The organism is Wolbachia pipientis, assembly GCF_023661085.1.
GTDB lineage: Bacteria > Pseudomonadota > Alphaproteobacteria > Rickettsiales > Anaplasmataceae > Wolbachia.
The window spans coordinates 1-21,478 of record NZ_JAHDJT010000002.1 but is presented as its reverse complement, the minus strand read 5'-3'; the positions used below and the strand labels follow the sequence as shown (position 1 = coordinate 21,478).

20 protein-coding genes and 3 pseudogenes are annotated in these 21,478 nt (G+C 36.2%); 9 read left to right on the top strand and 14 right to left on the bottom strand.

Annotated features, from left to right (window positions below; genetic code table 11):
• Window positions 1-244 precede the first annotated feature (244 nt).
• Window positions 245-2,689, top strand: a complete 2,445-nt coding sequence (locus DM84_RS00200; protein ID WP_250777368.1) for a hypothetical protein — start codon at window positions 245-247, stop codon at window positions 2,687-2,689.
• A 16-nt stretch (window positions 2,690-2,705) separates the two neighbouring features.
• On the opposite strand, the gene DM84_RS00195 is transcribed toward DM84_RS00200, so the two are convergent.
• The 5 genes from DM84_RS00195 to yidC form a co-directional block, all read right to left on the bottom strand.
• Complete coding sequence (locus DM84_RS00195) at window positions 2,706-3,302, bottom strand: Maf family nucleotide pyrophosphatase (RefSeq protein ID WP_250777366.1); 597 nt, start codon at window positions 3,300-3,302, stop codon at window positions 2,706-2,708.
• Window positions 3,280-3,543: a translation initiation factor IF-1 gene (gene infA / locus DM84_RS00190; protein ID WP_250777364.1), complete on the bottom strand. Its 264-nt coding sequence runs from the start codon at window positions 3,541-3,543 to the stop codon at window positions 3,280-3,282. The genes DM84_RS00195 and infA overlap by 23 nt, the downstream gene beginning before the upstream one ends.
• Window positions 3,544-3,684: 141 nt before the next feature.
• Entirely contained in the window at window positions 3,685-4,167 is a 483-nt protein-coding gene (gene nusB, locus DM84_RS00185) for a transcription antitermination factor NusB (protein ID WP_250777362.1), read from the bottom strand.
• Window positions 4,167-4,595, bottom strand: a complete 429-nt coding sequence (locus DM84_RS00180) for a 6,7-dimethyl-8-ribityllumazine synthase (protein WP_250777360.1) — start codon at window positions 4,593-4,595, stop codon at window positions 4,167-4,169. The genes nusB and DM84_RS00180 overlap by 1 nt, the downstream gene beginning before the upstream one ends.
• On the bottom strand, window positions 4,573-6,291 hold the full coding sequence (gene yidC / locus DM84_RS00175; RefSeq protein ID WP_250777358.1) for a membrane protein insertase YidC: 1,719 nt from the start codon (window positions 6,289-6,291) through the stop codon (window positions 4,573-4,575). The genes DM84_RS00180 and yidC overlap by 23 nt, the downstream gene beginning before the upstream one ends.
• 135 nt (window positions 6,292-6,426) lie before the next feature.
• On the opposite strand from yidC, the gene DM84_RS00170 reads away from it, so the two are divergent.
• Window positions 6,427-6,939 (top strand): TIGR02281 family clan AA aspartic protease, encoded by a 513-nt coding sequence (locus DM84_RS00170; protein ID WP_250777356.1) that lies wholly within the window; start codon window positions 6,427-6,429, stop codon window positions 6,937-6,939.
• On the opposite strand, the gene secF is transcribed toward DM84_RS00170, so the two are convergent.
• The 3 genes and pseudogenes from secF to DM84_RS00155 all read right to left on the bottom strand — a co-directional run bounded on the left by secF (window position 6,916) and on the right by DM84_RS00155 (window position 9,591).
• Window positions 6,916-7,797 carry a protein translocase subunit SecF gene (gene secF / locus DM84_RS00165; protein ID WP_250777354.1) on the bottom strand — a complete coding sequence of 294 codons (882 nt, stop codon included), beginning with the start codon at window positions 7,795-7,797 and terminating at the stop codon, window positions 6,916-6,918. The genes DM84_RS00170 and secF overlap by 24 nt on opposite strands.
• Window positions 7,798-8,262: 465 nt before the next feature.
• Window positions 8,263-8,400: pseudogene (locus tag DM84_RS00160) on the bottom strand (PD-(D/E)XK nuclease family transposase); the annotation flags it as partial.
• A gap of 87 nt (window positions 8,401-8,487) precedes the next feature.
• Window positions 8,488-9,591, bottom strand: coding sequence for a hypothetical protein (locus DM84_RS00155; protein ID WP_250777352.1), 1,104 nt, complete (start codon window positions 9,589-9,591; stop codon window positions 8,488-8,490).
• Window positions 9,592-9,736: 145 nt separating this feature from the next.
• Between DM84_RS00155 and DM84_RS00150 the strand changes: the two genes are divergently transcribed.
• From DM84_RS00150 to DM84_RS00115, 7 genes and pseudogenes are all read left to right on the top strand, one after another.
• Window positions 9,737-12,241 (top strand): valine--tRNA ligase, encoded by a 2,505-nt coding sequence (locus DM84_RS00150; RefSeq protein ID WP_250777350.1) that lies wholly within the window; start codon window positions 9,737-9,739, stop codon window positions 12,239-12,241.
• Between the two features lie 75 nt (window positions 12,242-12,316).
• Window positions 12,317-13,588 carry a coiled-coil domain-containing protein gene (locus DM84_RS00145; protein ID WP_250777348.1) on the top strand — a complete coding sequence of 424 codons (1,272 nt, stop codon included), beginning with the start codon at window positions 12,317-12,319 and terminating at the stop codon, window positions 13,586-13,588.
• A 40-nt stretch (window positions 13,589-13,628) separates the two neighbouring features.
• Window positions 13,629-14,309, top strand: coding sequence for an orotidine-5'-phosphate decarboxylase (pyrF, locus tag DM84_RS00140; RefSeq protein WP_250777344.1), 681 nt, complete (start codon window positions 13,629-13,631; stop codon window positions 14,307-14,309).
• Between the two features lie 319 nt (window positions 14,310-14,628).
• Window positions 14,629-15,832, top strand: a pseudogene (locus tag DM84_RS00130) (phage major capsid protein).
• 80 nt (window positions 15,833-15,912) lie between these two features.
• The gene (locus tag DM84_RS00125) at window positions 15,913-16,143 is read left to right on the top strand and encodes a hypothetical protein (RefSeq protein ID WP_250777337.1); all 231 of its coding nucleotides are present in this window, start codon (window positions 15,913-15,915) and stop codon (window positions 16,141-16,143) included.
• Between the two features lie 66 nt (window positions 16,144-16,209).
• The gene (locus tag DM84_RS00120) at window positions 16,210-16,626 is read left to right on the top strand and encodes a hypothetical protein (protein WP_250777334.1); all 417 of its coding nucleotides are present in this window, start codon (window positions 16,210-16,212) and stop codon (window positions 16,624-16,626) included.
• A gap of 111 nt (window positions 16,627-16,737) precedes the next feature.
• A complete protein-coding gene (locus DM84_RS00115; protein ID WP_250777332.1) occupies window positions 16,738-18,096 on the top strand; it encodes a DNA recombination protein RmuC in 1,359 nt (452 codons plus the stop codon).
• A 46-nt stretch (window positions 18,097-18,142) separates the two neighbouring features.
• On the opposite strand, the pseudogene DM84_RS00110 reads toward DM84_RS00115, so the two are convergent.
• The 6 genes and pseudogenes from DM84_RS00110 to DM84_RS00085 form a co-directional block, all read right to left on the bottom strand.
• Window positions 18,143-18,442 (bottom strand): annotated as a pseudogene (locus DM84_RS00110) (Rpn family recombination-promoting nuclease/putative transposase); the annotation flags it as partial.
• 149 nt (window positions 18,443-18,591) lie between these two features.
• The gene (locus tag DM84_RS00105; protein WP_250777330.1) at window positions 18,592-19,368 is read right to left on the bottom strand and encodes a hypothetical protein; all 777 of its coding nucleotides are present in this window, start codon (window positions 19,366-19,368) and stop codon (window positions 18,592-18,594) included.
• 55 nt (window positions 19,369-19,423) lie between these two features.
• Entirely contained in the window at window positions 19,424-19,801 is a 378-nt protein-coding gene (locus tag DM84_RS00100) for a hypothetical protein (RefSeq protein ID WP_250777326.1), read from the bottom strand.
• The gene (locus DM84_RS00095) at window positions 19,794-20,144 is read right to left on the bottom strand and encodes a DUF3168 domain-containing protein (RefSeq protein WP_250777325.1); all 351 of its coding nucleotides are present in this window, start codon (window positions 20,142-20,144) and stop codon (window positions 19,794-19,796) included. The genes DM84_RS00100 and DM84_RS00095 overlap by 8 nt, the downstream gene beginning before the upstream one ends.
• A gap of 79 nt (window positions 20,145-20,223) precedes the next feature.
• The gene (locus DM84_RS00090) at window positions 20,224-20,763 is read right to left on the bottom strand and encodes a head-tail connector protein (RefSeq protein ID WP_250777323.1); all 540 of its coding nucleotides are present in this window, start codon (window positions 20,761-20,763) and stop codon (window positions 20,224-20,226) included.
• A gap of 161 nt (window positions 20,764-20,924) precedes the next feature.
• Window positions 20,925-21,251 carry an ECH_0659 family protein gene (locus DM84_RS00085; RefSeq protein WP_250777322.1) on the bottom strand — a complete coding sequence of 109 codons (327 nt, stop codon included), beginning with the start codon at window positions 21,249-21,251 and terminating at the stop codon, window positions 20,925-20,927.
• Window positions 21,252-21,478: the final 227 nt, after the last annotated feature.

Genomic DNA, 21,478 nt, shown 5'->3' with positions numbered 1-21,478 from the left:
GTTTTCTTGTCATTTTAACCTGTACAGATTGGGAAGTTAAACAAATAGCTTCAGTACTGTAATAAGGGTAACAGCGAGGGTTGTCAAGTAGTTTTTTTGTTTCTATTGGGTAGCTTTTTTTCACTGTTGTCTGTCCGCTTTCTGTGTAGTGGATGCAACCTCCTTTAATAAAAATTCAACTAATTCCCATAATAATTATATTAGCTAACAAGCTAAAGGCAGAGGGTTATTAGTGAGGAAGAATATGAACGCTGAAAATATACAACAGGAACACATTTATAATGAACGCATTCAAGAATTTTTTCCTTTATTTGATAAAACAAAAAAGGAAAATGATCCTATTTATAACGCTAGGGTTGGTTTTAACACAGTAAAGTTTTTAATAGAACGCCCTAACTGGAATGAGGATGAAAACAAAAATAAAGCTTATGAGTTTATTCTTCAGGAATGCGACAAGATAAAGAAAGCTAGAAAAGAGCTCGAAAGAGAAGTTCAAAAAAGGTTGAAAGATTATATTGAAGGTGGTGTTAAGGAGGATGGTGTTAAAATATACGGTAACCACGCAAGTATTACGCTGGAAGACAATAAAAAAGAATTCAAAATCAGCGAATTTTTAAATAGTGATTTTTGTCAGAAAAATGGAATCTCTGGATTTTCAACCCTGCATAGCGACGGAAAGAGCGGAATGCACGGTTTTGTTGCCGAGGAAGAAGGAAGAAAAATAAGACATTATGTCGTAACCGATGGTTCATATGAAATAACGCTAAATTGGTATATGAATGGGGAAAAGTGTACTATCAAAATTAATATTGATAAAGATGGTGTAGACCTTATTGAACGTAATGGAGTTACTGATGCTCAGTTACAAGCGAACAAAGATGTAAAAATAGGTGGTTTATTCTTGTACCAAATACAATTCAGGGAAAAAGGAAAAAAACAAGCGAATGAGATGCAAAAAGACAGTCAATCATTTGAAACTACAACAAGAATTAATGTTAGTAGAGATGTTGGCGTTCAAGCTACTCATATGAATCGAGGAGTTGGTTCTCGGACCATTATATCACGGTCTGATAGTGAAAGTGATTTAGGCTACGAAAGTCAAGAAGAGAGTTCTCAGAACAAAAGAACTCCTCCTCCACCGCTACCTAGAACTAGTTCACTTCCACCTAAAGGAAACGTTGTCAGTGAGCAAACTTCTGCCGAGCCTGCAATCCATAATCAAGATAATAGGCAAAAAGATGAACGGTATGACAGCCCTACATTCACCACGTTTGGATACACTGCGTCTGGAGAAAAAGAGACAGTTGCTGAGGAAGCCCTGCAAGTAAAAAGCGCTACGCTTGCGCCACCAACACAGGATGTTGCATTAAAAAAAGTTGCAGGTGCATTTAAGTCTGAAGGTGCTAAGAAGTCAGGTAATACCGGAGATAAACCACCACTGCAAGATGATGTAGCTTCGATTCTTGCGAAAAGAGCAGAAGCTGAATTCTTATATAGTGAAGATTTTGATAATGAAATCAATTCTCAAGAAGCTAAAGAAAAGCGCGAGCGTAGACAAGCAGCGCGAAAAGAAAGTTCTGAAGGTCGAGTTTATAACCTTCAATCGCTTTTTGAAGGAAGTTCTCAGAACAAGAAAACCCCTCCACCAGTAACACCTAGAACTAATTCACTCGAGAAAAATGTTTTCGATGAGCAAGGAGAGAATAGTTCTACTAAGTCTGTAAACCAAGGGCAAAATAAATTAAGCTCTAACGCAACTGATATGGCGCAAAAACAATTCATAGAAAACGTCTTAGAAAAAATAGAAAAAGGTAGCCAGTATAATCCTATACGTAATTGGCTAAAGGATAAAATTGAAGGCAAAGAAAATAATCAAAATCTAGATGTTCTAGAGGAAAAATTATCCCAAAAAAGTGGTCAAGGTAATGTTATAGAGAAAAGAGAGAGTGATGATAGCAAACCTCTACCTCCAACTAGTACTGGTGAAAATAAATATGTTGGTGACACTCAATTACAAAAAGGTTCTTATAGAAGTGGCCAGGAACCTGAAGAAGAAGAGAGCAATTTTCAAAAAACAAAAGAAGCATTAGAAGAGTGGAAGAAAAAAAGGTTAAATAATTATAGAAAAATTGACGAGGATATTAAAAAGGTTAGTTTTGATACACAAGAAAAAACTCAATCTCACCATACAAATGACCTAACTCCATTTGAGGAGCTTAAACAAAGATTAAGTCAAAAGAGCTATGGGTTAAAACAAGTCAACCCTAAAGCACGCTACATTAGTTCACAAACTAGAAAACACCTAACAGAAGCTGGGTTGCTAAAAGACGGCTTAGCAGATATAAAAACAGTGGTAGCTCCTGAAAGTAGAAACGATGAATTTAAGGAAACGTTAAATAGAGAGCTTGAAGCTGAGGAAAAAATTGAAATAAGTTCTAACAAGGTTTGTAATGAACCAGGTGGCCAACCTATTGATTCGGCTGACCAAGTAATGAACGAGTTAAGAGAGGCATTGGAAAAACCAGGTAGAGGATTAAAAAGACTGGCACGACAAATCGCGAGAACTCCTGTTACAAATTCAAAAAATCCATTCCTGGAACAAATAAAACATGATAAACCTATACATCGATGGTTAGAAAAAAAATTAGCAGAACGAGAAAATGCTGACAAGAACCAGCGCCACCGCTAATTAGGGACGAAAGCAACTAATTGTTATTGAGGTTAAAATAATTACTCAGCAAACAATAGGTTTCATGTAATGGCAACCCTATAACAGAAGAGTAGGAGCCGCGTAGGAACAATACGAACATTCCAGCAAGACCTTGTATATTGCATCCCCCTGCCTTATTTTTCCACTCTTCTGATGCTAAATAATATTTAATTTCTTGTTCACTGAGACGTTTAAATTTCACTATTGTAACTACAGTTCTAATATGCTGTTTGGACCGATTGGGAGTTAATAGGCACACACTGGTGTATACTCTATGCCTCCTTCCTGATAGCAAGCGAATGTATTTTTCTGCTTGCTCAACGTTTTCAGCTTTGAGCAATATCCTTCTACCGCAAGCAACAACTGCATCAACACCGAGCACAAAATAATTTGGGCTTGAGCTTTGTATTTTTTCAGCTTTACTCTTTGCCATACGGATTGAGTAATCTTTTGGAAGTTCCTTTTTTAAAGGAGTTTCGTCTATATCTGCTGGCAAAATTAAACCTGGCTTAATATTTATTTGTTTTAGTAGGGCTATACGCCTTTCTGATGACGAAGCAAGAATAAGACTATCTAGAGATTGTTCTGTCACTTGTACCTTTAAGTCTTCTAATTATCCTACCCTTTTTCGCATTCCTATCGTAAATACTCATCTCTACCAACACTCTATCTCCGATAACAATGCGTATTTTACTTCTTCTGACTTTTCCTGATAGATGACAAATGATCTCATGTTCGTTGTCTAGCTTCACTATAAATTCTGCTGCAGTTAATAAAGCAGTTACTGCCCCTTCCACCTCAAAAATTGTTTTCGATTTCTCGTCTTTTACCATTTGCTATTTATAATTAAACAACCTTTGTCAGTCTACCACAGATCTTAAAGAATATAAAAGACCTTTTGTACTACTCCCGTCATTCAACTCCCCTGTCTCATTGCCCGAAGTGCAGGTAACAACATGCCATCAAAAAACCTGTCAAGTACTTTTATTTAGTTTAACTGTATCTTTTGCCTTGTCCAATAGTCCATTAATGAAACCAACTTCGCTTGGTTTATCAAGCAAATCAGATGCAATGTTAGTATATTCATTAATAACAACTGGAACTGGTGTATCAAAATTAGCTAATTCACACATTGCAACACGCAAAATTGATAAGCTTAAGAGATTTAACCGTGAAAGAGACCAACTTGGATGTAAATAATGCTCTATTATCTTATCGTACTCCTCACTGTTTTTTATTACCTTACATGACAGCTTCTCTAAGAATTGGTAATCAAACTCCTCACATTCAAATATATCTGCTAACTTGTTTACATAGTTCCTAAGCTCACAATTTTCCAGCTCAAAAATGCTTTTGTCGTAACCTATAAAAATATTTGAGTAAGCAACTTGCACAGTAAGAAACCTTGCTGCGCTTCTTCTCATACGCCATCCCTTGTCTGTAGGTTCCTCCTCCATCAGCTTAATTTTTTGTATAAATCTATCATGTGCAAAACGGCTGAAGCTGCATGGCCACCGATGTTCCTTCTGTTCTTATCAGCCCTTACTAAAGCTTTATCTTTGCCGTCAGCGGTAATGACACCCATACCAAGAGGTACCGCATAACGCATAACAACTTCATTTAAGCCTTCGATTACTCCTTTACAAACGTATTGATAATGATCAGTCTCACCACGAATCACGCACCCAAGAGCTAAATAACCATCATAATTAACAGCTCCACTTTCGGCAGCAAAAAGAATTGCAGCTGGTATTTCAAATGCACCGGGAACCTCAATTACATCGTGACTTGCACTGCTGTCTTTTAATTTATCGGTTGCACCTTCAAGTAAAAGGTTTGCTATTTCAGTATAGTAAATTGAATTAACTATTAGTATTTTCGACATTTACCCCTCCTTTTCTTGTTAAAAATAACTTTATTAATGATTGCTGAATTAAAGTCATGACACTACTGAATATCCAATATATTACCAAACCTGCAGGAAAAGAGGAAAAAATGAAGATGGAAATATAAGGTAAAAATCTCATAACATTCACCTGAACATCATCTCTGTTGATCTGATCTTTTTCACTGATCTTCTGCTGAATTATCATGGTAACACCTAAAATTATAGGCAAAATACCTATAGAAATAGGGAAATTGTAACTAAATAACCCAAATAATGTAAAAATGTTTGTTGGATCGGGAGCTGAAAGGTCCTTAATCCATAAATAAAAAGGAGTGTGTCTCATCTCTATAGTAACAAATAATACTTTATACAAAGCAAAAAACACCGGTACTTGTACCATCATAGGAAGAATGCTCGACATTGGGTTTACGTTGTTTTTTTTGTACAATGCAATTATCTCCTTATGCTGTCTTAAACTATCATCTTTATATAACTCTCTTATACGAGCCACTTCAGGCTGCAAATTTTTCATTTTGAACATTGAAACATACGACCTATTAGATAAAGGCAGCATCAAAAGTTTAATCACTAAAGTCAGCAACAATATTGCTAAACCAAAATTTCTCAAAACGAAGTTAAAGTATTCAAGAAGTAAAAACACTGGCTTGGTTATGAAGTAAAGAACGCCAAAATCTACAGCTTTGTCAAATAAAGGTATACCTAAAGTACTTTTATAAGAATCCAGCAAATTCAACTTTTTTGCTCCAGCAAAAAAGTAATTCACATTAGAAACGCTTGCGCCAGGAAGTATGCTCTTGTAAGGCTTAACAAAATCTACTTGAAATTTATCAATGTTATTAACGTTCGTATGTTTAATGCTTACATTTATTTTATCAGATTTTTCAGGTATGATAGCTGTAAGCCAATACTTATCAGCAAAACCAAACCAATTCTTTTCATTTGTGTTTGCTTTTATTAGGTGTTTCTTGGCAACGTCTTTATATGTCCATTCCTCCAACTTGTTATCAAATGCACCTATTACTCCTTCATGTGATATCCAATAGGATTCGTTGATATTATCACGCTTACGGTTAATTTTACCATAAGGGACCAAGACTACATTATCCTTCGTATTATTTTCAATAATTTGCTCAACTTTAAACATGTAGTTATTGTCGAGGCTAATTTTCATCTTAAATAAAATGCCATTTTCATTATCCCAAAATAAATTGATTGCCTTTTGATTAGTAAGTTCAGTTTCATCTGCCTGCCAGACCGTTTTGGAATCTGGAACTTTAATTTTACCACTTGGATCCAGCCACCCGAATTCTGCAAAATATACATCTTCTGATTCCGCAGGTGAAAGTAGGATCACCTGCGGAGAAGAAGAATGTGGTTCTAGATGGTAATTAGTTAAAATTAGGTCATCAAACCTGGCACCTTTTAAAGAAATCGATCCTTTAACCATACTATTGGTTAAGCTAATCCTTTGTTCTCGAGTAGAATTAATAATTTCGGAACGGTTTTGGTGTATTATAGGAGCAAGGTCGTTAAAAGATTCTATGTGTTCAATATTTTCAATTGATGGATGGCCTTGGTCTGTATTAAGAAAATTATCGTAAATAACACGCCAAGATACCATAATTAACACTGAAAGGACAGCTGCCAAAATTAGATTTCTTGCTTCTGACATAAAATTTAAGCTAAATGCATTTCCTTAAAGTGTATATTAAATACTGTACTAAAACAATAAAATTTACTTATTTTTAATAATGACTTTTAACGCTAATCTTTAAAATTTATTTTAATAGCTTCAAATTTTAACAATATGAACGCGGTAAAAAATCTAGTTATTTGGCTACTGATAATAGTTATCACCGCAATGTTTATCGATTCACAAGGAGACAAACTAAGCAACAGATTTCTCAGCACTTTTTTACCATATAAGGGAAGGATCAAAAATAGTGGAAGTATTGAATTTACGAAATCATATGATGGACACTTTTATATTCAAGCTCAAGTTAATGGTCGTAACATAACGTTCTTGCTCGACACCGGTGCAACCGATATTGTTCTATCGCAAAAAGATGCAGTAAATGCTGGTATTAATCTGCAGAATATTCAAGATTTTAAAATATATGAAACTGCAAAAGGTCAAATAAGAGCTGGAGTAGTTCAAATACCTCAAGTTAAAATAGGAAACTTTCTAATCAATGACGTACAGGCCAGCGTTAATACTCATTCTATGTCCCATTCATTACTTGGAATGAGTTTCCTGAGATACTTTCACTTCACTATCAGAGATAATAAGTTGATATTATACCGTGAATCTGCTTACTAAAGCTCTGCAGGTCAATATAGGAGCAGAGATAAATATTGCAGAACAAGTGCCAATTGCAATACCAAAAAAGATAATCAAGCTGAAGTCTCTAACTGCACCTGTACAAATTAATGTCAAAGGAAGAGCAGCGAGCAAGGTCGTACCCGAGGTTAAGACAGTGCGAAACAATGTGGCGTTAATACTTGCATTTACCATTTCACTCATGTGTCTGTCCTCACCACTTTTTTGATATTCTCGAATTCGATCATATATAACTACTGAATTATTGATTGAATAACCAATTACAGTGAGAAGAGCTGCAACTGATGAGATATTAAACTCAATGCCAGTCAAGCTAATAAAACCGACGGTTAAAATCACATCATGAACCAGTGCGATTATTCCACCAAACCCACATTGCCAATTAAACCTGAGCCAAACGTAGAAAAATATTCCAACAATAGCAATCAACATGGATAATATTCCTTCAAATATCTGTGTTGAGCCTATTTGTGGACCAACATAGTCTATCTTACGATAGCTTATCGAGCCACCTAGCTTTTCTTCTAGTATGCTTTTTATCTTTTTAATTTTATCCTCATCTCCTTCCTCTTTAAAACGCATGACTAAATTGTCACCTGCTTTTGAACTCTGCGCCGTAAAGCCATTTTCTTTCAATACATCAAGAGCAGCATGATCTTCGCTCGAAGATTTTATTTCCATCAAAATTCCACCTGTAAAGTCTATGCCTAAATTTACCCCTCGTAGCACAACAGTGAGCATCGAAAAAATGACCAGAATAATACTAATGAGTGCAGTCAACTTTCTATATTTACTAAATTTGATATCGAGGTTATCTGGAATAAGTCTAACTGCCATGTTCTTTGCTTAAACTTAAATTTTATACACTTTTCAAAAGATTCACTAGTTTATTTTGTGATAGGAATCATGCAATTTCATCAGCTAATAAGAGCCAGTTATTTGGGAGATAACATCGATAGAGACGCCTAACCTAAGCAGATTCTGTGCAACTTCAACCTTAACTCTTTTTATAACCTTTTTTTGTGAACTTGCATGCTGTATGGTCCCAGAGATGCTGTAAAGCCTTTACTTTACCCCATCTTTCTTGTTGAACAGCCTTAACAATACATCTTTGTAGCCTCACAACAACTTTTTAGCATTTCTTCCATGGTAACTGGTTCCATGCTTCGGTGTTGTTGATATGTGCACTTACAGTTTTCCTTGTAATCATCTGCTTTCCTATCTTAAGTTGTTGACAAAGTTTCTTGTCACGAGGGACCAAATGGAAGTCTGCTCGTTTTCACGCGAATGCTGAAGAACTCTATCTCTTATTTCATTCTTGCCAGTAAAACCCAAGATATCATTAAGAAAGTGAACAAGAATATCTTTGTTTTTTTCAGTACCAAAGGTACGGCGAAATGCTACATCATTTTTAGGGTTGAGAAATTTAGAAAGAGCCATAATACTGAGATAAAGATTAATAATTATACATTATTATTAACAATTATTCAACTATATCTTTAGCTTACTATGGCTCAATAAACTGTGTTAAGCTTTGCAACAATCTTTCACATTTGCATTTTGTGGTTCTTGTGTTTCACTCACTTGAGTACTAGGCTTGAGTGCAAAGTATGTAATACCACCAACTGCCAATGCAGATGCTAGTGCTATACCAACCATTATCCACATATCTAATCTCACTGTACGATCAAGTGCAGTAAATGCTGCCAATCCAGTAGCAAGACCAACACCAACAACAGCAGTATACGTTGGAGCTTTTGATTGTTTTGATTGCTCAGTTGGTTGTTTTTGAGCTTCTAGTTCTTTGTTTCTCTTCTGTAACTGCTGGACTTGAGATTTTTGAGCTTCTAATTCTGTATTTAACTTCTTAACTTCAGCGTTTGTAGCTTCCAATACTTGTGTTTTCTGCTTTAGCTGATCAACTTGAACGCTCAGTTCTTCTATTTGATTGTCTTTCTTTTTTAACTTCTTGGCTAACTCGTTTGCGTCCTGCAACGTTGCAATGTACTCATCTTTCTGCTGCTTTGCAGCTTCTAATTCTTGTATTTGAGTTTGTAATTCTTGCTGTTTATTCTCAGCTTCCTTCTTTGCATTTTCTAGGTTTGTGTTAGCTTGAGCCAATTGAGCTTCTAGGGTAGTTTTTTCCTGCTCAGCCTCCTCCTTTGCAGCTTTTAACTCTTGTGTTTTAGTTTGCAATTCTTTCTTAGCTGTGTCCAATTGATCTTGTAACTGATCAGCATTATCTTTTAATTCTTTTATGAAATGTTTAGATATATTTACCTCAACCTCTGATTTACCATTCAAGCTCAACTTTTCTTTCATCTCTTGCAGATTAGCAGTGGGTTGTTCGTTACTTTGAGTTCCAACCGAACTTATAGACAGATGTACATCCTCCTCCACTTTTGTTTGTAAGTTAAAAGAACCAGTAATATATAGGTATCCATTCTCTAACGTAAGACCTGCATAAAACTCCTGATCAATTACTTTACCATTCTTGCCTATGTTTTTATACTCTTGAAATTTTTCGTACTGGCTTTGTGGGATGATGAGCTGTATTTGCTCACTTCCGCTTTCATTTGTGATGAGCCGTATTTTAGCTTGTACTTTTCCTTGTTCTGTTTCACTAGGCATAATAAACGCCAGTATTAAATAATAATACTAAACATAATACCTTTAAAGCCCAAGGTCAAGTAATATTTGTCATGCATAAAAACACATTGAAATTGCCGTCTTTACTTAGTTGTGTTAACTTAGAACTTAACATGGGGGGATGTTTATGTTAGAAGAAAAATACAGCTTTAAAGGAATTGAAGCCAAGAACAACATATTATGGGAAAACAGCAAAATTTATAAATGGAATGGTGAAAAGGGCAACACTTTCACTATAGACACGCCTCCGCCGACGATATCGGGGAAATTGCATATCGGTCATATATTCAGCTATTGCCACACGGACTTTATTGCAAGGTTTCAGCGCATGCTGGGGAGAGATGTGTTTTATCCAATTGGGTTTGATGATAACGGGCTCCCCACTGAAAGATTGGTCGAACAAACCTATAAAACCCGTGCAAAAGAAGTTGGCAGAGAAAAATTTATAGAGATGTGCTACGAGGTTATTGAAAAATCAAAGCAGGAATTCAAGGAATTATTTAAATCAGTTGGCATTAGTTATGACTGGAGTTTGGAATATCACACGATCAGCAAGGAAACTGTGACGCTTTCTCAAATGTCGTTCATTGATCTGTATAACAAGGGGTATGCATACAGGAAAATGCAACCCATCCTTTGGGACCCGGTTGACAAAACCGCAATTGCGCAAGCAGAAATAGAGGACAAAGTCTTTGAGTCGTCCTTAAGCACGATAGTTTTTTCCACTGAAGAAAATGAGCAGATCAAAATTGCAACTACGCGCCCTGAGCTGATTCCAGCATGCGTTGCAGTTTTTTGCCACCCAGAGGATACACGCTACACTCATTTAATTGGAAAAACAGCTACAGTAGCAATAACAGAGGAAAAAGTTCCAATTATAGCTGATGACAAGGTCAAAATAGATAAGGGCACTGGACTGGTTATGTGCTGTACATTCGGTGATGAGCTCGACATATATTGGCAGCAAAAGCATAATTTGCCGATGAAGATTATCATCGATCAGGATGGGAGGATAAGTCTAGATTTAGTCTGTGATAACAATAGATCCCAGTGTCAAGGCACTGGGATGACAAGAGAAGAGGCTACTGGGATGACAAGTAGTGTACTAAATGGACTAAAGGTTAAAGAAGCAAGAAGGAGAATAATTGAAATCCTGAGTGAAAAAGGGCTTTTGATAGAGAGCACTAGCATTTCTCATTCTGTAAAGTGTGCAGAAAGATCTGGTGCACCGCTTGAAATACTGCCTACATATCAATGGTTTATCAAGACCTTGGAAGAAAAAGCTAAAGTATTAGATAAAGTTAAGAAATGCAATTGGTATCCAGCTACTATGCGTAAACGCATGGAAGTGTGGATAGAAGGGCTAAATTGGGACTGGTGCATTTCAAGGCAGCGTTATTTTGGTGTGCCATTTCCGGTGTGGTATTCAAAACGTAAAGGAGAAGAAGGCAAAATCATTCTAGCTGAAGTGAAGGATCTGCCTATAGATCCACTCAAGGATTTGCCAACAGGGTATAGTAAGGAAGAGATTATCCCAGATCAAGATGTGATGGACACTTGGGCCACAAGTGCGATTACTCCTCAGCTAAGTGCACTGGCAGTAAACAATGAGCTTCACTTACCGAATCATCGCTATGACAAGATATTTCCTGCAGATCTACGTAGCCAAAGCCATGAGATAATAAGAACTTGGGCTTTTTATACAATTTTGAAGGCACATTACCATGCAAACTCCCTGCCATGGAAAAATATCATGATCAGTGGTTGGTGTTTAGCTGATGATAAAAAAAAGATGAGTAAATCAAAGGGTAACGTCATCACTCCTCATGTAATACTTGAGACCTATGGGGCTGATCTAGTACGCTACTGGGCAGCAAACTCAAGGCTTGGAGTTGATACAGTTTACTCTGAAAATATATTCAGAATTGGCAAGCGCCTCGTTACAAAACTTTGGAATGCCAGCAAGTTTGTTTCCATGTTCATGGAAAAGCACCAAACGGTAAGCATAAATTCCATCAGTGAGACGATGGATAAATGGATATTGTCCAAGTTATACAAAGTGATAGATAGAGCAACGAACAACCTGTTGCAATTTGAATACTGCGAAGCTTTGGGGGCAATAGAGGAGTTTTTCTGGAAAGATTTTTGTGATAATTACCTAGAGCTGGTGAAAAAACGTGCGTATGGGGATGGGATAAACAGTGAAGCAAACTTGAGTGCAAAACAGGGTTTGACATATGTGTTAAATATCATTTTGCGATTATTTGCACCTTTTCTGCCGTATATTACGGAAGAGATATACCACCAGTTGTATAGCTATAATTCTGTGCATAATCAAAGCAATTGGCCAAGTAAAGAAGAACTTGTCTATGACAAGCATTCTGAAGAAATGGGAGACAACTCTGTGCAGATATTGAATCTTGTGAGGAAAATAAAGGCAGATAATAATGTATCAGTTAAGCGTTTGATAAAAAAATTGACGATAAAAGCGAACATACGAGAGGATAGGTTGAATCAATCCGCGCAGGATGATTTGCAAACGGTTTGCAATGCTGAAGTAATACAGTGGAGTGAGGATGTAACAGGATTTACAACAGAAAATGGAAAATTTACCGTAGGTGCGGAGTTATGATAAGCATTTTCTCCCGCAGGCAAGGGAATTTCAACAAGAATACGCAACCATTATTGCCTTTTTATGGGAAAAATAATGAGTAACTTGTTTAAAAAAGCCAATTTACCTTATCTTGTAGTTAGTTCTTTAGCTACTCTTACGTTAATTTCATCCTTAGTGCTTGCTGTAACTTCTCAAATACCTTTCCCTCTAATTCTTGCTTTGGCTACGTTGTCTGTTTTGGTGATTGCGCTTTTATGTAAAGCAATTAGTAGTAATAAGAGAATGGAGGTTGAGAGAAGTAAATTTGCTGAAAAAGAGCAAAGGTTAGAGAATAAAATGTCTTTAGAAAAAGAAGCTGGAGAAGCTGCAAATAAAAAGATAGGGGAGTTAAGGAACCAATTAAATGAATCGACGAAAGAAAATCAAGGTTTAGATAAAAGAGCAAGAGGATTAAATGAGGAAGTAATTCGGTTAGAAGCTGAAAAAGATAATCTTTCTGAAGAAAAAGAATCCTTAGGGCAAAAGTTAGAAGATAAAACGAATCGTATAGCCGAATTATGCAGAATGGTAAATGAATTTGAAAAGATAATAAATGCGCCTTATAAACAGGAAAAGAAATCACACCGTGAACAACAAGTAAAAGAGTTGCGTTGTAGACAAATGAAGGAATTACGCTATGTACAAATGAAGAAATCATTGCGCCTCAAAATTTCACGCTTATATAAACAGTTACGAGAAGAAGAAAGTAACTTAGCTAAAAAAAAAGAATGTATAGCAAAACTAAAAAGGGAAATGAATATTATATATGGGGAACCAAAAAATAGAGAATTGGATAAAGAAAAAGAAGAATTGCAAGCAGAATTGGATAGACTAAAGAGTGAAAATAAGTGGTTTTCTCAAGAGAATAGTTGTGTTAAAAAAGAACTAGAAAAAGTAAAACAAGATGCTGATGTTGATGCAGAGGAAGTAGACAATGCATATCGTGCTAGTTGTAGTAAACAAACAGAAATACAAAATCTGCGAGCCATATTACATCAGCAATCAAAAAGTATAGAAGATTTGGAGAGTGAGTTAGACCAACAAAAAAAAGAAAATGAACAACTTGTGCAAGAGTGTCAGAATGAGTGCAAGAGGCAAAGAGAAGTATATGTAAAGCAGCTGCAAGAGCTTGAGTGCATTAAAGATGCAGAGATAAAAAGGTTGAATGATACACTCCATTCTCCTGAAAGAACAAAACAAAAACAGATAAATCAACAGAATTCGGTATCGCAAAAGCCAAAAAGTGCTATGCGGGCTAGAAGTTTTAGTCTAACATTAGAGCTAGAGAATGCAATAAATGATCCATCTTTTTTGAGAAGGCGATAACCTGAGAGAGTTATAAGAAAATTATGCAAGAAGGTATACGATGAATCCAATAATATGCGCACTAGATACACAAGATTTGAATAAGGTCGTATTCTTAGCTAATGCTCTACATGGTAAGGTTGGCATGGTAAAGCTTGGGCTAGAATTTTTTGCTGCTCATGGTCCTTCTGGAGTGAGGGAAGTTGCAAAGTGTAATATACCAATTTTTTTAGATCTGAAACTGCATGATATTCCAAATACTGTAGCTAAAACAGTTGAGGCAATAAAGGTCCTTGGTGTTGAAATATTAACGTTACATATAAACGGTGGAACAAAAATGCTAAAGGAAGCTCTAAGTGTAGTGAAAGGCACGAAAATGAAACTGGTCGGAGTAACCGTACTAACTAGTATGGGAAATGAGGATTTAAATGAGCTTGGAGTGACAAAAGAGGTGAAATCACAGGTAATTTTGTTTGCAAAGCTCGCAAAAAAGATTGGGCTGCATGGGATAGTCTGCTCTGCACTGGAAGCTCAGGAAGTGCGTCAAGAGTGTGGTAAAGACTTTACAATTATTACTCCGGGAATTCGTGTAAATTCTGGTCACGATGACCAAAAAAGGACAGCAACACCAAAAGAAGCAATGAGTTCAGGAGCTGATTATATCGTAGTTGGTAGGCCCATTACAAAAAGTGACAGTCCTGCAAATAGTGCGGAATTAATATGGAAATCACTCATTAATTGAGGTTGCAAAAAAAAATTTAAAAAAGTGCTTGACATGAAAAAACGAACATTGTATAGTGTTATTATCTTTCATATTTTTCCTCACTTAACTTAGTTAAGTGTTAAGTATTTAATAAGTGTGTGGTGTTGCGTAAGTGGCACCACATAGTTTTTCAGTCTATATTCTCAAAAATTAAGTTTTTTTCTACTTCGTTGGGTATACTCTATGATAGGAAAAATTTTCAAGTTCCAATCCAAGCATTGGAATGACAAACATAGACTGCATTAGGGTATCACCCAACACAAACCGTAATCATATTTCATCTTCAAAGGAGGCTATTATGTCGCTCACTGATATCGCTCACCGTGTTAATGAATTGGCTTCATCGTGGGAGCAATTTAAATTAATAAATGATCGCAGACTAAAAGAAATTGAAAGCAAAGGGCAAGCTGACTCTGCAACGATTGAGCAGCTATGTAAGATAAATGGTGATATTGATAATTGCAAAAAACGCTTGGATTTAATCGAAACTTGCAGCTCAGCGTCCAGAAGTGAGTACAGATTTTAACACGAACGATAAATATTTTTCTGATTATATCCGCAAAGGAGTGGAAAGCGGCTTATCGCGCAAAACTCTCAGCGGAGATGATAACGATATTGGAGGATATCTAATTACTCCGCATATTGTAAAACGTATAAACAAGCGAGTAACAGACTCGTCTCCAATGCGGCAAATATGTTCCAGTCAAAGAATCTCTACTGAAACATTGGACTATATTATAGAAGACCGTGACCGTGCTAGTGCAGGTTGGAGTGGTGAAACAGTAGATGATGAGGATGGTGGCAGTAAACCCAAGTATGATTTTGCAAAAGATACAGATACGCCTAAAATTCAAAAGATTTCCATTACAACTTACGAGTTATACGCTTAGCCACAGATATTACAAAAGCTGCTCTATGATGCGTTTGTTGATGTTGAAAGCTGGCTAGTGGAAAAGATTGCCGAGACTTTTAGTAAGGAAGAAAACGAAGCCTTTATTAAAGGTGAAGGCACTTTTCAACCTAAAGGGATTTTAGCTTATGACGATGGAAACAGTTACAATAAAATAGAGCAAGTTAAAACTAACAAATTGGATAGCGATTCAATAATGATATTATACTATTCTCTAAATGAATATTACTCTAAAAATGCATCGTTTTTGATGAACAGAAGTACGTTGAAGGATGTTAGACTACTAAAATCTCAAACAGGTCAATACCTTTGGCAGCCAAGTTTGTCACTTGAAGCTCCAGATACTTTAATGGGAATACCAGTGTATCAATCTGCTGATATGCCACCTGCGCCAAGCAAGCTGCCGGTAATCGCAGTAGCAGATTTTAAAAAGGCTTATAAGATCGTGGATAGCAGAGGAATGAGAATACTGAGAGACCCTTATACGAATAAGCCTTATGTTAGGTTTTTTATCACTAAGCGTGTCGGCGGAGAGGTTATAAACACCAGTGCTATTAAATTGCTAAAGGTCACAAGCTCAGAAAAACATTAAAATATTTTCTAAAGTAGTTGATATGTTATACTTTTTATGTAATAATTAAGTTAATTTATTATTAATTTTAGGAGTAAAATATGTGGCAAAACATAAAAAAGTTTTTTAAACGAGTTGCTGACTGCACGGGAATTTCGTGGATTGCAAGAAAAATTTCGTCAGGTTGGAAGTGGTTGTTTGGTGGTAAAAAAAGTGAAGCAAGGGTTAATAACCAAAATACACCACAACAAGGAGAATTTCCAGACGCTAAGGGACAGACAGTAAAGCCATCGAAAACTTTGGGTAATGAACAGCCAAGCGCTGACAGTTGATGTGGTAAACCACCTGTTATTGGTGGCATTAATGAAGACAACAGTGAGCTGGTACTGTTTGCACAAATGAATCATATAGGTAAGATTTTTAGTGTTGATATAGGTAAGGGTAACACCGATCTTGAATGTAAAGAGATTAAGGATAGATTAGAAAAATACCGTGCATATATCAAATGTGAAAAAGGAGAGGTATTCCAAATTACTTGTGGTAAACTTATTGAAGCTAATAGCAAGGGTGCATTCTTGAGTATAGAATCAATAGCATCCCAGGATGGTAAAGATTCATCTAGTGAGCTGGAAGGAACGAAAAATATGTTAGGTTTGAATGAGAAGCATGCAGTTATTAGTATAATTCAGATATCTCAAGATCCGATTACAGTTCCTAAAACTGTTGAAGATGGTAACACACCAAGTCCGAAAACTACTAGTCCAGGAGCAAAACAATACACTACTGTTAGTGGTAACCAACCTGTGCTTAGTTAACAATCTCTGTAAAACCCTTCGTAAAGGAGCACCTCTTTAGGTGCTCCTTTTTTTCTTTCCTATGTAAATAAAAATTAGATAGCATTATGAGTACGATTTTTTTGTATTCTGATGCTTTTCAATTCTGTATTTTTTGGATTAAATTTTTTCTTCTTATTGCTCTTTCTCTATATCATCACAAAAAAGAATAGAAAACTGAGTGAGGAGAAGATAAAATCAGCAAATCTTGAGGGTAATTTGTGTAAGTTAGAACGAGAGCTTCAGGAGACAAAGCAGGCTTTAACTAATAAGGACGAAGAAATAGTAGGTTTAAAAGTTAGCAATGCAGAGCTAGAAGTAACTCTGCAAAAAGAACGCGAGGAAAAGAAAAAAGAAATAGCACTACTGACAAAAGCCGAGGAGAGACTTACAAATGCTTTTAAAGCACTTTCTCTTGATGCTCTGCAGGCGAACAATAATAATTTTCTGAATTTGGCAAAGGAAGTAATTGATGGCAAATTAAAAGAAACAGAAAACGATTTCAAAAAAAGACAAGCAACGATTAATGAAGTTGTAACTCCAATCAGAGAAAAATTAGAAAAATTTGATAGCGAGATACGCGAGTTGGAGAAGGAGAGGGTAGGGGCTTACGAAGGTTTAAAGGAGCAAATTGGTGCGTTAATAAACCAGACTTCTAGCCTTGCTAATGCTTTGAGAAAGCCTCACATTAGAGGGAAATGGGGCGAAATGCAGCTAAAAAGAGTGGTAGAAATGGCAGGGATGGTTGAGTACTGCGATTTTTTTACTCAGCCGTCAGTAGTTGATAAAAACGAGGATAATTTATTGCGCCCTGATTTAATAATCAAAATGCCATCTGGAAAGCAAATAATAATAGATGCTAAAGTGCCGCTTGATTCTTATCTTGATGCTATGTCACAAAACGATTTGCAGGTACAAAGGGAGAAATTAAAGAATCATTCTTTGGCAATAAAAAAACATATAAATGATCTGGGCAAAAAAGAATATTGGAATCAATTTGAAAATACGCCAGAACTTGTGGTGCTTTTCCTCACAGGGGAGGGGGTTTTCAGTGCAGCACTGGAATATGAGCCCGCTTTGATAGAGATTGGGGTGGAAAAAAAAGTGATTATTGCAACGCCGATCACTTTGATCGCACTGCTTAGGGCAATAGAATATGGGTGGAAACAGGAAATGATAGCCGAAAGTGCAAAAAGAATCAGTGAACTAGGCCATATTTTATACGAGCGCATCTGCACAATGGGCGAAAATTTTGATAATCTGCGCAGGAGCTTAAAAAGTGCTGTTGATCATTACAATAAAACTGCAGGTTCGCTTGAAGCAAGGGTGTTTCCTGCTGCCCGAGAGTTCAACAAGCTTGGCATACATGCAAAAAATAAAGAGCTAAATGCTGCAAAGGAACTGGAGTCTTTACCACGTAGCTTACACGCCGAGGAATTGAAGGTGGATTAGGCTATAGTATATTATACTTTCTGTCATTTAGATGTTCTCTCTGTTGCTATTTTTCTTCAACTTGAAGCATATTCCTTAATCCTTCAATCTCGCTAATGGAGAGATTAGTACACTTGGCAATAGTATCAACATCAACATTATTAGCCAGCATTGCTCTTGACACTTCGATTTTTCCTTTCTTTTCACCAACTTGGATACCTTCTTCTCTGGCATCATCAAGTTTTTGAGCGAGGACAGCCTGCTCATCACGAATACGCTTTATCTCTTGCTCGTAGGCTATAAATTCTTTTTCCGACCAATTGAATCTGTTTAGCTCTTCATATGCTTTCTTGATTATTACATCACTTTTTGGGTCGAGAAATTTAGAAAATGCCACAGCTAAAATGCTTAAAAATATTAATAATTATACATTATTGCTCACAGTTTTTCAACCACATTTTTAAGTGTTACAACTTTGTAAAAGACGGCTAGAGATCATAGAGTAATATGAAAAGTCTACATAGAACGACCCTTCTGTGGATCTGTGTTTCTGCTTTCTTCAACTTGCTTTGCAAAGGATGTTTCTTGTTTGCTCATATGCTGAAGTGGCTTGGCAATTTCGCGTACAGCAGCAATAACCGCAGTCAAAAACGCTTTTAGCAATGCACCTAAAGCTCCACCCACTGCTTCCCTGCCATGTATACGAGCTTGCTTTTCATTATCGTCAGCAGTTTCTCCTGCTCTCCTTCTTGGGTCCATTCTATGAGCAATAACTGAAAACAACACTCCCTTGATTAAAGACTTCATTCGTCTCTTTGCCTCATGAACATCTCCATCATGTGCCGTTTCATGTCCATGGCTTAAGTGTTTAGCGTTCATTAGCTCCTTTTGTTGCTGGGCGAACATGCCGCTTAGCACTTCTTCCATTATTTGTTTTCTTCTCTTTTCCATAACTCTTTTTTTGGATTCTAATTTATCGCGGGTGTGCTTTGTGGTTTCAAATTCCGCGCCAATGTCTTCAGACGCTGCCTGACTATACAAAGTTTCTATGAGCCTATCTATACTCCGCTTTACTTGCATAGTTCTTTCGTAACTATCTAAATTATCGATTTCTTCGTCAATCTGAGTTAAAATATCCTCAAAAGCTTTTAAGTAGTCTTGAACGTACTGCGTTATGTCTTTCTCTTTGGGCTGCTCTTCTTGGTTTAGCTGATTTTCATTTTTCAAATTCCTCTCTTTTCTATCATCGTTATTTTCTTCACTCCCCTCCTTAAAAAGATAATTGTCATCCATAACTTAGTTGAAATTTTCACCAGTTACTATTGTATACGAAAAGATTAAATTAGCATTAATGAAAGGTGGTTACAACTTCAGCACTAGCTAGAACAACAGTGAAACTGTCAAAAGCAGCAGGGTCATAATACCTCTCATACAGCTCAACCGAACATCTAAGCCTTATCTTTTCCTTTGCATTAAAACTAATTTCATCATCATTATTAGAGTTTAGCATAGCAGAATTACGTAATAATTCATCCGCTAATACAGAATCTAAAATTCTATTAATTTTTATTGTAATGTGTCTGCTCCCAGCACAATCGAGCACTTTTCTCCAGCCAAAAGAGGAAATATCTCTGATATTACGCAAAGTAAACCTTAAGTTTCGTATATTATTCAGCACAACAAAATTATTGTCATGATCTTTAATTTTTAGCTGTAACTTACTCATTGTTACCTCCTTTGATAAAAATGTCAAAATTAATTGTTGAATGTAAAATTTCATCGTGCTGATCCACAGCACAATTATTTTCCAAAATAGTCCCAAAACCTTCAAGTATAAGGTTAATACGCTTCATAATGGAAAACATACTGTCTATATGATAAGTATATATATCGCATGCAAATCTTGCCTTTGTAGCAAAATTGGACAGCATATGAAGGTTGCTATAACTTATTATGCTCAATTTTAGGTAAGGAATAGTAACCTGCTTAGGTAGGTAATCATAAATGTTGGTAACGTATTTCTTTAAATCAGAGTTTGCCTTTAGTGCTGTATAAATGCTGTTGTACAACTCATTTATAACTTGAATTTTCCATAATTAATCTTCTTAAAAGTACAGTCAACACAGAGGGGTGGGATGGCAAAAAAAGCTACAATACAACTCGTGGTTCGCGAAATGGAGAATATACTCCCTTCACTTCGGATAAATAGCTCTTCACTTCGGATTCGCGATTTTTATAAAGAGCAGAAACATGCTGCATAATACCTAGTTTTATCTGCTCAGGAACGTTGTCATAGCCAGCTTCATACACAACATCAACTCTTATTGCATTCAAATGACTGAAAAATTCAATGTAGCCTCCTACATCGCTGAAATAATATCTAGGTGTCCTCTTCTCTTGATTTTTAGACATCGTTGCAGTAACAGACATTATTATTCTCACAGGACCATAGTTTAAATAGATCCTATGAGGTATATAGTCCTCATACGAAACTTGCCACGTTTGTTTAACCAGCGACTTTTCCGTATACCATTCAGCATAGTCGGTTGCCACAGAAATGAGGCTTGAGATCAATTTGTCATCTTGATAGTTCTCGACACGTAAAAAAGATTTAACTTCTTCCAAAGTAACTGGAAGAGATTTAGATTTGGGTTTACGTTGTACATGTGTCTTTGGTGAAGTAGACATAATAACCTCCTGTTTATGTATGACTAAAACTTGTTATTCCAATCACTGAATCTATGCTGTAAATAAATCACAGGTAAACTCATCTTAGCTAAATTTCTCGCATTTAATATTAAGTCAAATCTGTATGGTAGCAACCCTAAGTTCTTGAAACTCTTGATTTGCTATAAGTTCTTTATCGTATGTTCTACTACATTGAGGAGAGAGCGTATTAAAGCTGTTTCTCCCTTTTTATTGATAAAATTTGAACTTACAGCATATTCAACTAGGCTAGATTTCAGCGAGTTAACATTTTGGGAATGAATGTTGTTGAAGATGGTGTTTAACTCCTTAGTAAGCAAACTGCGGAATTTTTGCATGCTATCGTATGTGATATTTTCAAGTTCATGCGCAAATTTATCTTGAGCTACTGTGGTTATATCTTCAATTTCTTCGTTGAATTCCTCCAGCTTTTTTTCCTTACTCTTAAGGTTTTTTGCAAAAGCTTTCATACCTACCCAACTTAATTACTATTATGATTATAATGACAATGAAGAAACTACCGAAGTAAAAAATTTATGCCAACATGTTACTGCTCATCCCAGCGCTCCTTCCCCTGTCATCCAAGTAGCCCCTTCTCCCGTCATTCCAGTACCTCTTTTTTTTGTCATCCAAGTAGCTCCTTTCTTGTCATCCAAGTAGCTGACACTGGGATCCAGGATACTACTTTAGTAATAAA